This is a genomic window from Streptomyces sp. A2-16 (assembly GCF_018128905.1).
Taxonomy (GTDB): domain Bacteria; phylum Actinomycetota; class Actinomycetes; order Streptomycetales; family Streptomycetaceae; genus Streptomyces.
This window is the reverse complement of sequence record NZ_CP063808.1, coordinates 6,448,350-6,461,257: the sequence shown is the minus strand read 5'-3', so window position 1 is coordinate 6,461,257 and position 12,908 is coordinate 6,448,350. Positions and strand designations below refer to the sequence as shown.

The window sequence follows — 12,908 nt, the reverse complement described above, 5'->3', positions numbered from 1 at the left end:
TCACCGCCCCGCACCGAGATCGAAGACGATCCGGGCCCTGACCTGGCCGCGCAGCACGTCCTCGATGGACTCGTTGACGGAGGCTAGCGGGCGGGTCTCGGAGATCACCCGGGTCCGGCCCGCCGCGTGCAGCTGGAAGACCTCGGCGAGGTCCTGCCGGGTGCCGACGATCGAGCCGATGACGCTCGTGCCGTTCAGGACGGTGTCGAAGATCGGGACCTGGACCGTGCCGTGCGCGGGCAGGGCGACCATGACGAGCTTTCCGCCGCGCCGCAGCCCCGAGTTGACGGCGGCGAAGGCGTCCTCGTTCACCGCAAGGGCGATCGCCGCGTGCGCTCCGCCGTATCCCTTGAGGACCTCGCCCACGTCGTGCTTGCGGGCGTCGATGACGAAGTCCGCGCCGAGTTCGGCGGCGAGTTCGAGCTTCTCGTCGGTGACGTCGATCGCGGCCACCCGGGCTCCGGCGATCTTCGCGTACTGCACGGCCAGATGACCGAGCCCGCCGATCCCGGAGATCGCCACGAGCTGGGTCGGCCGCACATCGGCGACCTTGAGGGCCTTGTAGGTGGTCACGCCGGCGCAGGTCAGCGGGGCGGCGTCGACGGCGCTCACGCCCTGCGGCACCGGCTGGGCGAAGTCGGCCCAGGCCAGCATCTTCTCGGCGTAACCGCCGTCGCAGCCGTAACCGGTGTTGATCTGCCGCTCGCACAGCGTCTCCCAGCCGGACAGGCAGTGCTCGCACCGCCCGCAGGCCTTGCCCAGCCAGGGCACGGCGACCCGCTGCCCGAGGGAGAGGTGGGTGACCCCGGCGCCGAGTTCCTCGACGAGGCCGACGCCCTCATGGCCCGGGACGAAGGGCGGGGCGGGCTTGACGGGCCAGTCCCCGCGGGCGGCGTGGATGTCGGTGTGGCAGAGCCCGGAGGCCTCGACACGGATGCGGACCTGGCCGGGGCCGGGCTCGGGGTCGGGGCGCTCCTCGATGACCAGGGGCTCGCCGAAGGCTCGTACGACCGCTGCCTTCATGGTGCAACTCCTCAAATTTCTCAGGTCAGTTGTGCGGGACTACGGCGACGGGGGCGACGGAGTGGTGCAGGACGGCGTGGGTGACGGGCCCGACGTGGGTACCGAGCACGCCGCGGCGGATCCGGCGGCCCACCACGACCAGGGAGGCCTCGCGGGAGGCGTCGACGAGGTGGTTGCCGGGGGTGCCGTACGGCGACTCCTCGGTGACCTCGACGTCGGGGAACCTCTTGCGCCACGGGACCAGCGCCTCGGCCAGCGCGGCGGTCTCGCGTCGGGCGAGTTCACCGTGGAGTTCGAGGTCAGCGGCGAGGCCGTAGGCGTAGTACGGGGGCGGGTTCCAGCCGTGCACGACCCGCAGGGAGGTGCCGCGGCGGGCGGCTGCGGCGAACGCGAAGGAGATCAGTTCCTCGTCCGGGCTCTCGATGTCCAGGCCGAGCACGACGGGCCGGAACGGGGTCGCGGCGGACGGGATGCCCGCGGGGTCCGTCTCGTGCTCGTCGGCGGCCTGCTGGTCGGCGCGTACCAGGACGAGGGGCCGCTCGGCGTGCGCCACGACGGAGAGCCCGACCGAGCCGACCATGAACCCGCCGATCCCGCTCAGCCCGCGCGAGCCGAGGACAAGCAGCTCGGCGCCCTTCGTCGCGCTCAACAGCTCGTCGGCGGGCCGGCCGGACAGTTGCTCGGTGCTCACGTCGAGGCCCGGGTGGCGCAGCCGCACGCCCTCCGCGGCCTCCCGGGGAATCCGTTCGGTCCAGTGCTGCTGGGTCTCGGCGCCGAGGAGAGGCGCCTGCGCGATGGGTTCCGGTACGGGTTCCCAGACGTGGACCAGCGTCAGAGGAACTCCCAGCAGCTGTGCCTCGCGGGCCGCCCACTCGGCCGCCGCCCGGCTCTCGCGCGAGCCGTCGAGACCGACGATGACGGTACGGGCCATGATCTCCACCTCCTGATTCGAGCGTCTTTCTTCGGACCGGACCCACGGCAGGGGGCGTAGGTCCCTGCCGTGGGCCGACCGGCCCGGGCCGGTCATCGTGCGGCGGGCCCGCTTCCCCTGTGGGACCCGTCGCACCTCCCGCGGCCGGCGCGGCCGGCTGAACAGGCCGATGCGCGGGAGCCCGGCCCGGAGCCCGCAGAGACCGAGGACCTCGCCCAGTCGGCCGACGTCCCCCGGCGGCCCGCTGCGGAGCCGCCATGACGGTCCGCAGGGGATCCGCCCGGGTCTCATCGGCCCGGGGTCTCGTCCGTCGGGCCTCATCGATCCGGGGTCTCGTCCGTCGGTTCTCATCGGTCCGGGCTCTCGTCCGCCGGTCCGCATCAACCCGGGTCCGCATCCGCCAGGCTTGATCAGCCCGGGGTCTCGTCCGGCAGGCCTCATCGGCCAGGGCGTCATCCGCCCTCGCCTCATCCGCCCAGCCGTCACCCGCCCGGCGAGGGAGGACGGCCGCCATCGGTCCGTGCGCGGCCATCTGGGCGTCCCTTCGGGCGGATCCGGTCGGTGCTTGACGCTTCTCACTCTGTTCGGATCCGGTCGTGCGCGCCGGGTGCCGAAGGTCGGCGGCCATGGGGCCGAACGGCCCTGATCGCAGGGCTGGTTGGAGGCTTCGGCGCGCGGCACTCGCGCACCCGGGCCCGCCGGTGGATCATGGGGCCGACTGAGGAGGGTGGCTCATGGGACAGGGCTCGGACGATCCGGTGTGGCGCCGCCTGCTGCCAGGGGCAGCCGTCCTCCTCGCCTACCGGCGCAGTTGGCTCAGGGGCGACCTGCTGGCCGGCGTGACGGTGGCCGCGTACCTGGTGCCGCAGGTCATGGCGTACGCGGGTGTGGCCGGGCTCCCGCCGGTCGCCGGACTGTGGACGATCCTGCCCGCCCTCGTCCTGTACGCGCTGCTGGGCTCCTCCCGCCTGCTCTCGGTCGGCCCCGAGTCCACGACCGCACTGATGACGGCCACCGTGGTCGGCCCGCTCGCCGCCGGCCACCCCGGCCGCTACGCCACTCTCGCCGCCACCCTCGCGGTCACCGTCGGACTGCTGTGCCTGGTGGCACGGGTGGTGCGCCTGGGCTTCCTCGCGGACCTGTTCTCCCGCCCCGTCCTGATCGGCTACCTGGCCGGCGTCGCGCTGATCATGATGGTGGACCAGCTGCCCAAGCTCACCGGGGTGCGGACGACCGGGTCGGACTTCTTCCCCCAACTGTGGTCCTCCGTCCGGCACCTGCCCGACGCCCACCTGCCGACCGTGATCCTCTCCGCCGCCGTGCTCGTCTTCCTCTTCGCCGTCCCGAAGTACGTCCCGGGCCCGCTGGCAGCCTTCGTCCTCGCCACCGCCGCCGTGGTCGTCCTGGACCTCGACGACCGGTACGGCATCAAGGTGATCGGCGAGATCCCCTCGGGCCTGCCCGGCCTCGCCCTGCCCGACCTGACGGAGCTGCCGCAACTCGTGCTGCCCGCCCTCGGCGTGCTCATCGTCGCGTACACGGACTTCATCCTCACCGCGCGCGCGTTCCACGGCGAAGGCCCCCGGCTCGACGCCAACCAGGAGTTCCTGGCGCTCGGCGCCGCCAACCTCGGCGCGGGCGTCCTGCACGGCTTCCCCGTCAGCAGCAGCGCCAGCCGCACCGCCCTCGCCTCCTCGGCGGGCGCCCGCAGCCAGGCGTACTCGCTGGTCGCCGGGGTCGTGGTGCTCGCCGTCCTGCTCTTCCTCAGCCCCCTGCTCACCCGCACCCCTTCCGCCGTCCTCGGCACCCTCGTCGTCTACGCCGCCGTCCGCATGATCGACCTCGCGGGCTTCCGCCGCCTCGCCTCCTTCCGTCGCCGCGAACTCCTCCTCGCGCTCGGCTGCCTGACCGGGGTCCTCGCCCTCGGCATCCTGTACGGCGTGCTCGTCGCCGTCGGCCTGTCGGTGGCCGAGCTGCTGAGCCGGGTGGCCCGGCCGCACGACGCGGTCCAGGGCGTGGTGCCGGGCCTGGCCGGCATGCACGACGTCGACGACTACCCGGCCGCCCGCACCATCCCGGGCCTGCTCGTCTACCGCTACGACTCCCCGCTCTTCTTCGCCAACGCCGAGGACTTCCGCCGCCGCGCCCTGGCCGCCGTCGACGAACAGAGCGACCCCGTACGCTGGTTCGTCCTCAACGCCGAGGCCAATGTCGAGGTCGACATCACCGCCCTCGACGCCGTCGACGACCTCCGCCGCGAACTGGGCCGCCGTGGCGTGGTGTTCGCCCTCGCCCGGGTCAAGCAGGACCTCCTGGACGACCTGCGGGCATACGGCCTCACGGACTCCGTGGGCTCGGAACTGATCTTCCCGACGCTGCCCACCGCGGTGGCCGCGTACCGCGCCGGACCGGACACGGAGCCGGGACAGCGCGCGCAGGAGCCGAGCGGCAGGTCCCCAGGACCGAGTGGCCCACGGGCCGACGCCGACGACGACGGGAGCGGCTGATGCGCGTCGCCCGTGAGGTCTCCTTCCCGCAAGGGGTGCGGCTGTGCGAGGGGAGGGGAGCCGGGCCGACCGGCTCTGCATCATCCGCACGGGCATGCCGCGAGCGCCCGGCCCCCCGGCGCACCTAGGGCCGGTCGGCCCTAGTGCATTCGGCCCCCCGGGAGCAATGATCGTTCCACGGACCGACCGCAGTCCGCTCGCCACCGGAGACGAGGGGTCGTCATGACCGAGCCAGGCACCTTCACGGAAGACCACCCGATCCGTGTCTTCCTGCTGGACGACCACGAGGTCGTACGACGGGGCCTGACCGACCTGCTCGACGCCGAACCGGACATCTCCGTGGTCGGCGACGCCGGCACCGTCGAGCACGCCCTGGTCCGCGGCCCGGCGCTGCGCCCCCACGTGGCCGTGCTCGACGTACGTCTCCCGGACGGCGACGGCATCACCGTCTGCCGCGAACTGCGCAGCCAGATGCCGGAGCTGGCCTGTCTGATGCTGACGTCCTTCGACGACGAGGACGCCCTGCTCGACGCCATCATGGCCGGGGCCTCCGGCTATGTCCTCAAGCAGATCAGGGGATCCGACCTGGTCTCGGCGGTCCGTACGGTCGCATCCGGCCAGTCCATGCTGGACCCCGCGACCACGGCCCGTCTCATGCGCTCGCTGCGCGCCGACCCGGCCGAGACGCCGACCATCGCGCCGGAACTCGCGAGCCTGTCCCCTCGTGAGCGGGACATCCTCGCCCTCATCGGCGACGGTCTGACCAACCGCGAGATCGGCAAGAAGCTCTACCTGTCCGAGAAGACGGTCAAGAACCACATCTCCCGGCTGCTGGCCAAACTCGGCGTGCAGCGCCGCGTCCAGGCCGCGGTCCTGGCCTCACAGCTGGAGCAGCCCGAGCCGGAGAACCGACCCGCACGGTGAGACCCCGAGCGGGGGACCCCAGGTCCGCCCGGCGCCCCCGCACGGTGGCCCTGGCCGACGAGGCGCCACGGCTGCGGTCGTCCTGCCGCCGGCGGCCGACGCCCTGGGCGGGACGTCCGCGCTCGCCGTGCTCGACCGCGTCCGCGACCACCTGCCGCACGTCGACGAGTGAGCCGGCGGAACGGACGAGGTCGGTCGAATCCCGTGTCCGTGTCCGAAATACCGGTCAGTCACCTGCGCGGGGCGCCTCGCCCGCCTACGCTCGCTGCGTGCTGCGCATCACCGACGCCCGAACCGGCGAGCCCGTCGACGCCGTCCCCGCCCGCAGGGGCCTGACCCGAGTCGAGGTCCATGTCCCGGGCTACGACGCCTCCGCCCTCCGAGTCCTGCTCGTCGCCGACCTCCTCGTCCGTGCCCTGGAGATCGGCGGTACGCCCGTGTGGGCGCTGCTCACCGGCCGGAGCGAACAGGCGGAGCTGCACGCGGCCGCCGCCGCCCTCGGCATCCGGCCCTTCGAGGACCGCCGGGACGTCGGCCCCGGCTGGGGCGAGAGCCAGGCCGTCCATGTCGTCGGGGAGGGCGGTGAGACCCCCGACGGGGTCCGGGTCGCCGTCGCGCCCGTCCGGACACCGAACCTCCCCAGGGGCGCCGACCCCGCCGAGATCCGCCTCGCCCTGCTCACCCCGCCCCGGAGCACGCCCGCACGGCTGGACGAAGCGGCCCTGGCCGAGGCCCGCGACACCCTCGTACGCTGGCGCCGGGCCGTCGCCGCCTGGGCCCGGCACCCCTCACGGCCCGTCCCGGAGAAGGTGCGCGGACGGCTCCGTACCGCCTGGGAGGACGACCTGGACGTGCCCGAGGTCCTCGAGGTGCTGCACTGGGTCGAGGAGTCGGAGCTGCCCGAGGGCGCCCGCTTCGAGACGTACGCCTACGCGGACCGGCTGCTCGGGCTCGAACTCACCCGAGATCTGGGGTCCCCGGCATGAGCGCGCGCACCGGGGCGGGCCCGCTGCGCCGGCTGGTGGTGCTCCGGCACGCCAAGTCCGCCTGGCCCGAAGGCGTCGCCGACCACGAACGCCCCCTCGGGCCCCGCGGCCGCCGGGACGCGCCGGAGGCGGGCCGCGTCCTCGCCGCCTCCGACCTGCTCCCCGACCTCGCCCTGTGCTCCACCGCCGTACGCGCCCGGCAGACCTGGGAGCTGGCGTCCGCCCAGTGGGGCACCCCGCCGCCGGTACGCCTCGACGCGGAGCTGTACGGGGCCGACGTACCCGAGTTGCTGGCGGCCGTGCACGAGACACCTCCCGAGGTCGTGACCCTGCTCCTCGTGGGGCACAACCCCGGTCTGGAGGACCTGGTGCTCACCCTGGCCGGGGACGGCCTCGACGACGCGCTGGACGAGGTGCGGGTGAAGTTCCCGACCTCGGCGATCGCGGTCCTGGCCTGGCACGGCACGTCCTGGCGGGCGCTGGGTCCGGGGACGGCGCTGCTCACGTCCGTGCTGGTACCGCGGGGGAGGAAGCCGTGAGCGGGCCCGTCGGGAGGCTCCGCACCACGGATTAGGCTGGCCGGATGCAGGACGAGTACCGCACAGTGGCCCGCGCGGGCGTGCACGAGACCGAGGTCAACCGCTCCCGCTTCCTGTGCGCCCTCGCCCCGGCGGCCACCGAGCGGGAGGCCCAGGACTTCATCGCGTCCGTCCGCAGGGAACACGCCGACGCCACGCACAACTGCTTCGCGTACGTCATCGGCGCCGACGCCGCGATCCAGAAGGCGAGCGACGACGGCGAACCCGGCGGCACTGCGGGCGTCCCCATGCTCCAGATGCTGCTGCGCCGCGACATGCGGTACGCCGTCGCCGTCGTCACCCGCTACTACGGCGGCGTCAAGCTCGGCGCGGGCGGACTCATCAGGGCCTACGGCGGCGCGGTGGGCGAGGCCCTGGACGCCCTGGGCACCCTGACCCGCCGCCGGTTCCGCCTCGCCACGGTCACCGTCGACCACCAGCGCGCGGGCAAGGTGCAGAACGACCTGCGCTCGACCGGCCGCGAGGTGCGCGACGTCCACTACGGCGAGGCCGTCACGATCGAGATCGGGCTGCCGGACGCGGACGTGGAGGCGTTCCGGGGGTGGCTGGCGGACGCGACGGCGGGGACCGCGGGGTTCGAGCTCGGGGGAGAGGCGTACGGAGACGCCTAGTTGCCCTTTTCGGGCACAATGTCCTTTCCTGCGTCCGGTCATGACGGGGCGATACGGGAGTAACCGCCCGTGCTGTCGGACCCGCCCGTTAGGGTCGGGGATCATGAGGCTGCTGCACACTTCCGACTGGCATCTCGGCCGGGCGTTCCACCGGGTCAACATGCTCGGGGCCCAGGCCGAGTTCATCGGTCACCTCGTCGCGGCCGTGCGGGAGCACGGGGTGGACGCGGTGGTCGTGTCGGGGGACGTGTACGACCGCGCGGTCCCGCCACTCGCCGCGGTCGAGCTGTTCGACGACGCCCTGCACCGGCTCGCCGACCTCGGCGTGCCGACGGTGATGATCTCCGGGAACCACGACTCCGCCCGCCGTCTGGGGGTCGGCGCGGGGCTCATCGGACGCGCCGGCATTCATCTGCGGACCGAGCCGGCGGCCTGCGGGACTCCCGTGGTGCTCTCCGACCCGCACGGCGATGTGGCCTTCTACGGCCTGCCGTATCTCGAACCGGCCCTGGTGAAGGACGAGTTCGCGGTGAAGAAGGCGGGTCACGAGGCCGTGCTCGCGGCCGCCATGGACCGCGTCCGCGCCGACCTCGCGACGCGCGCGGCGGGAACGCGGTCCGTCGTCCTCGCCCATGCCTTCGTCACCGGCGGCGAGGCCAGCGACAGCGAGCGGGACATCACCGTGGGCGGAGTGGCCGCCGTGCCCGCCGGTGTCTTCGACGGCGTCGACTACGTGGCCCTCGGGCATCTGCACGGCAGCCAGACCATCACCGACCGCGTGCGCTACTCCGGCTCCCCGCTGCCGTACTCCTTCTCGGAGACCGACCACCGCAAGAGCATGTGGCTGGTCGACCTGGACGCGCAGGGCGCGGTCACCGCCGAGCGGGTCGACTGCCCGGTGCCGCGGGCGCTGGCCCGGATCCGGGGGACGCTGGAGGAACTCCTCGCCGATCCGCGGCTCGTGCCGCAGGAGGAGGCCTGGGTGGAGGCGACCCTCACCGATCCGGTCCGCCCCACCGACCCCATGGCCCGGCTCTGCGAACGCTTCCCGCACACCCTCAGCCTGGTGTTCGAGCCCGAGCGGGCGCCGGGCGACCCCGAGGTGTCGTACGCCCGGCGGCTGGCCGGGCGCAGTGACCAGGAGATCGCCGAGGACTTCGTCGCCCATGTGCGCGGCGCCGGGCCCGACGAGCGGGAACAGGCCGTGCTGCGGGACGCGTTCGACGCCGTGCGCGCGGACGAGGTCGTGCGGGAGGTGGCGCGGTGAGGCTGCACCGGCTGGACATCACCGCCTTCGGACCGTTCGGAGGCTCCCAGACGGTCGACTTCGACGAGCTGTCGGCGGCCGGGCTGTTCCTGCTGCACGGGCCGACGGGCGCCGGAAAGACGTCCGTGCTCGACGCCGTCTGCTACGCGCTGTACGGCTCGGTGCCGGGCGCCCGGCAGAGCGGTCAGGGGACGGCACTGCGCAGTGACCACGCCGGTCCCGGCGCCCGCACCGAGATCCGGCTCGAACTCACCGTCGCCGAGCGCCGGTTGGAGATCACCCGGCAACCGCCCTGGGAGCGCCCCAAGAAGCGCGGCACCGGCACGACCCTCGACAAGGCGCAGAGCCGGCTGCGCGAGTACGACGCGGCCGCCGGGGCCTGGAAGGACCTGAGCCGGTCCCACCAGGAGATCGGTGAGGAGATCACCCAGCTGCTCGGCATGAGCCGCGAGCAGTTCTGCCAGGTCGTGCTGCTGCCCCAGGGCGACTTCGCGCGCTTCCTGCGGGCCGACGCCGAGGCACGCGGCAGACTGCTGGGACGGCTCTTCGACACCCACCGCTTCGCCGAGGTCGAGAAGCGGCTGGCCGAGCGGCGCCGCGCGGCCGAGGCGCAGGTGCGCGAGGGCGACGCCGGCTTGCTGGCCGACGCGCACCGCATGCAGCAGGCGGCCGGCGACGCCATGGAACTGCCCGAGCTGACACCCGGCGAGCCGGGCCTCGCCGAGGCCGTCCTGAGCGCGGCCGCCGTCGCCCGCAGCACCGCCCGCGAACAGCTGACGATCGCCCACTGCGCCCTCGGTGCCGCCGAGTCCGCCCAGGCCGCCGCCGAGCGCGCCCTGGCCGACGTACGCGAAGTCGACCGGCTGCAGCGCCGGTTCGCCCAGGCACGCGAGCGGGCCGCGCTGCTGGAGGAGCGGTCCGACGGCTACCACCAGGCGCAGGCCCGCATGGAGCGGGCCCGCAAGGCGGAGGCGGTGGCGCCCGCGCTGGAGCTGCGGGAGGCGGCCGAGGCCGAGCACCGGCGGGCGGCCGCGGCCGAGACACGCGCGCGGGAGCTGCTGCCGGAGACCTTCGCGGGGGCGGGCGCCGCCGGACTCGCCACCGCCGCACGCCGGGCGTCCGAGGAGCTCGGCGGCCTGGACGCGGCCCGGCGCGCCGAGCAGCGGCTCGCCGAACTCGTGAGGGAACGCGCGGAGCTGGACAGCGAGGAGCGCTCCGACGAGGACGTCCTCCAGGAGGCCGAGGCCTGGCTGGCCGGGTGGCAGGAGGCCCGCGCCGGGCTCCAGCAGGGTGTCGAGTCCGCCCAGGAGGCCGCCACCCGCGCCGAACAGCTCGCCGTGCAGCGGGAGCCCGCCCGCAAGCGACTCGCCGCCGCCCGCCAGCGCGACCAGTTCGCCCGGGACACCGACGACGCCCAGCGGCAGGTCATCGACGCCACGGACCGCGCGCAGAAGGCCCGTGCCGACTGGCTGGACGTCAAGGAACGGCGCCTGAACGGCATCGCCGCGGAACTCGCCGCACAGCTCACCGACGGCGAACCCTGCGCGGTCTGCGGAGCCACCGAGCACCCCGCGCCCGCCCGCAGGGACGCCGGACACGTCGACCGGGAGACAGAGGAGCGCGCCCTCGCCGGCTCGCAGCACGCCGACGAACAGCGCACCGAGGCCGAGCGCCGCCTCGCCTTCGTCCAGCGGGCGCTGGCCGCCGCCCAGGGCGAGGCCGGCGACACCTCCACCGAGGAACTCGCCGTCCAGGTGGAGGACCTGGAGCGTGAGTACGCCCGGGTCCGCACCCTCGCCTCGGCGCTGCACACCGCCACGGAACAGCTGCGGCAGGCCGAGCGCGAGCGCGAACAACGGCTGACTGCCCAGCAGGAGGCCGCCCTGCGCACCGCCTCCCGCGGCGCCCGCCGGGACGCCCTGGACCGGGAACGAACCACCCTGGAAGCGGAGCTGGCCCAGGCGCGCGGAACCGCCGGCAGCGTGGCCGCCCGCGCCGCCCAGCTGGAGCGGCAGACCGCGCTGCTCACCGACGCCGCCGACACCGCGCGCGTGGCCGAGGACACCGCCCAGCGGCTCAAGGACGCGGACGCCCGCCTCGCCGACGCCGCCTTCCGGGCCGGCTTCGACACCCCGCAGGCCGCGGCCGCCGCCCTCCTCGACGACGCGGCCCACCGTGACCTCCAGCACCGGCTGGACGCGTGGCAGACCGAGGAGGCCGCCGTACGAGCCGTTCTCGCCGAGGCCGACACCGCCGAGGCGGCGCAGCGACCGCCCGCCGACGTCCTCGCGGCGGAGCGACTCGCCGCCGACGCGGCCCGCCGGGTCCGCGAGGCCGCCTCCGCGCGCGACGCGGCCGCCCGGCGCTGCGCCGAACTCGACCGGCTCTCCGCCCGCTCCGCCACGGGCCTCGAACGGCTGGCGCCGCTGCGCCGGGAGTACGACCGGGTGGCCCGCCTGTCCGCGCTCGCCGCGGGCACCTCCGCGGACAACGAACGCAAGATGCGGCTGGAGTCCTATGTGCTCGCGGCCCGTCTCGAACAGGTCGCGGCGGCCGCGACCGTGCGCCTGCAACGGATGTCGTCCGGCCGCTACACCCTCGTCCACTCGGACGACCGCAGCGGCCGCGGCCGCAGCGGACTCGGGCTGCACGTCGTCGACGCCTGGACCGGACGCGAGCGGGACACGGCCACGCTGTCGGGCGGCGAGACCTTCTTCGCCTCGCTCGCACTGGCCCTCGGCCTGGCGGACGTCGTCACCGACGAGGCCGGCGGGGTCCGTCTCGACACGCTCTTCATCGACGAGGGCTTCGGCAGCCTCGACGAGCAGACCCTCGACGAGGTCCTCGACGTCCTGGACTCACTGCGCGAACGCGACCGCAGCGTGGGCATCGTGAGCCATGTGGCCGATCTGCGCCGCCGGATCCACGCGCAGCTGGAGGTTGTGAAGGGGCGGTCGGGTTCGGTGCTGAGACAGCGCGGCGGGGTCTGAGGTCACCGCCCCAGGGGGCGCCGGGGGAGCGGGGAGGAGTAGACGACACTCGTGGTCACCGAACCCAGCGTGCCGATCTTGCCCGACACCTCCTCCAGGTGCCGCATCGAGCGGGCGGCGACCTTGATGACGAAGCAGTCGTCGCCGGTCACATGGTGCGCCTCCAGGATCTCGGGCGTCACGGCGACCAGGTCGTGGAAGGGCTTGTAGTTGCCGTTGGGGTACCTGAGGCGGACGAACGCCAGGATCGGCAGACCCAGCCGGTCGGGGTCCACGACGGCGGCGTACCCCTGGATGACGCCCGCCTCCTCCAGCCGCCGCACCCGCTCGGTGACCGCGCTCGCGGACATCGAGACGGCACGGGCGAGCTCGGCGAAGCTGGCCCGGCCCTCCCGCTGGAGGACGTCGAGGATGCGCCAGTCGGTGGCGTCCGGGGAATACGCGGTCATGCTCGAGAAATAGCAGGGGAATCACCGGTCGGACAAGACTCGCGCCGTGGAATCCCCCTTCAGCTTGCTGGTCGCCGACCGTAGATTTCCTGCCATGACGACAACCGCCCCGCTCACCCCGAACCCCGTTCTGCGCGTCCCCCCGGCCGCCCCGGCCGAGGCCGCCGCCCACTTCCGCGCCGCCCTCGCCTTCCACGCCGACGTCTCCGACGTGGCCGCCGCGCTCGCCGCGGACGGCGACCCCGGGTTCGTGGTCCTCGACTCCCGCTCCACCGCCGCCTGGGACCAGGGCCACGTCCCGGGCGCGGTCCACCTGCCCACCGCCCTCATCGCCGAACAGGCCGAACAGCTCCTCGACAGGTCCGTGCCGGTGGTGACGTACTGCTGGGGGCCGGGCTGCAACGGCGCCACCCGCGCCGCACTCGCCCTCGCCGAACTCGGCTACCAGGTCAAGGAGATGCTCGGCGGCTTCGAGTACTGGGTGCGCGAGGGCTTCGAGTTCGAGACCTGGCAGGGCCGTGAGCGGCGCGCCGCCGACACGTTGACCGCGCCGGCCGACTCGGAGGACTGCGGTTGCTGAGTCCCGGGGATTCCGGTGGGGTTCCTGTGCAGGTGCAACCC

Annotated in this window: 11 protein-coding genes; 8 read left to right on the top strand and 3 right to left on the bottom strand. The window is 74.0% G+C overall.

The window, feature by feature from the left end; genetic code table 11:
- Both IOD14_RS28965 and IOD14_RS28960 read right to left on the bottom strand, forming a co-directional pair.
- The gene (locus IOD14_RS28965) at window positions 1–1,023 is read right to left on the bottom strand and encodes a zinc-dependent alcohol dehydrogenase (RefSeq protein ID WP_123987756.1); all 1,023 of its coding nucleotides are present in this window, start codon (window positions 1,021–1,023) and stop codon (window positions 1–3) included.
- A 25-nt stretch (window positions 1,024–1,048) separates the two neighbouring features.
- Window positions 1,049–1,954 carry a universal stress protein gene (locus tag IOD14_RS28960; RefSeq protein WP_212671949.1) on the bottom strand — a complete coding sequence of 302 codons (906 nt, stop codon included), beginning with the start codon at window positions 1,952–1,954 and terminating at the stop codon, window positions 1,049–1,051.
- 734 nt (window positions 1,955–2,688) lie between these two features.
- On the opposite strand from IOD14_RS28960, the gene sulP reads away from it, so the two are divergent.
- From sulP to IOD14_RS28925, 7 genes are all read left to right on the top strand, one after another.
- Window positions 2,689–4,461, top strand: a complete 1,773-nt coding sequence (gene sulP / locus IOD14_RS28955; RefSeq protein WP_212671948.1) for a sulfate permease — start codon at window positions 2,689–2,691, stop codon at window positions 4,459–4,461.
- 222 nt (window positions 4,462–4,683) lie between these two features.
- Window positions 4,684–5,385, top strand: a complete 702-nt coding sequence (locus IOD14_RS28950) for a response regulator transcription factor (protein WP_123987753.1) — start codon at window positions 4,684–4,686, stop codon at window positions 5,383–5,385.
- A gap of 269 nt (window positions 5,386–5,654) precedes the next feature.
- Entirely contained in the window at window positions 5,655–6,371 is a 717-nt protein-coding gene (locus IOD14_RS28945; RefSeq protein WP_212671947.1) for a hypothetical protein, read from the top strand.
- On the top strand, window positions 6,368–6,910 hold the full coding sequence (locus tag IOD14_RS28940) for a histidine phosphatase family protein (RefSeq protein ID WP_123987751.1): 543 nt from the start codon (window positions 6,368–6,370) through the stop codon (window positions 6,908–6,910). Before IOD14_RS28945 ends, IOD14_RS28940 begins: the two co-directional genes overlap by 4 nt.
- Window positions 6,911–6,954: 44 nt before the next feature.
- Window positions 6,955–7,581, top strand: a complete 627-nt coding sequence (locus IOD14_RS28935) for a YigZ family protein (RefSeq protein WP_123987750.1) — start codon at window positions 6,955–6,957, stop codon at window positions 7,579–7,581.
- Between the two features lie 103 nt (window positions 7,582–7,684).
- Window positions 7,685–8,848, top strand: a complete 1,164-nt coding sequence (locus IOD14_RS28930) for an exonuclease SbcCD subunit D (RefSeq protein ID WP_123987749.1) — start codon at window positions 7,685–7,687, stop codon at window positions 8,846–8,848.
- The gene (locus IOD14_RS28925) at window positions 8,845–11,838 is read left to right on the top strand and encodes an SMC family ATPase (RefSeq protein WP_212671946.1); all 2,994 of its coding nucleotides are present in this window, start codon (window positions 8,845–8,847) and stop codon (window positions 11,836–11,838) included. The genes IOD14_RS28930 and IOD14_RS28925 overlap by 4 nt, the downstream gene beginning before the upstream one ends.
- A gap of 2 nt (window positions 11,839–11,840) precedes the next feature.
- On the opposite strand, the gene IOD14_RS28920 is transcribed toward IOD14_RS28925, so the two are convergent.
- A complete protein-coding gene (locus IOD14_RS28920) occupies window positions 11,841–12,287 on the bottom strand; it encodes an Lrp/AsnC family transcriptional regulator (RefSeq protein WP_123987747.1) in 447 nt (148 codons plus the stop codon).
- A 94-nt stretch (window positions 12,288–12,381) separates the two neighbouring features.
- Between IOD14_RS28920 and IOD14_RS28915 the strand changes: the two genes are divergently transcribed.
- The gene (locus tag IOD14_RS28915) at window positions 12,382–12,867 is read left to right on the top strand and encodes a rhodanese-like domain-containing protein (RefSeq protein ID WP_212671945.1); all 486 of its coding nucleotides are present in this window, start codon (window positions 12,382–12,384) and stop codon (window positions 12,865–12,867) included.
- Window positions 12,868–12,908 lie beyond the last annotated feature (41 nt).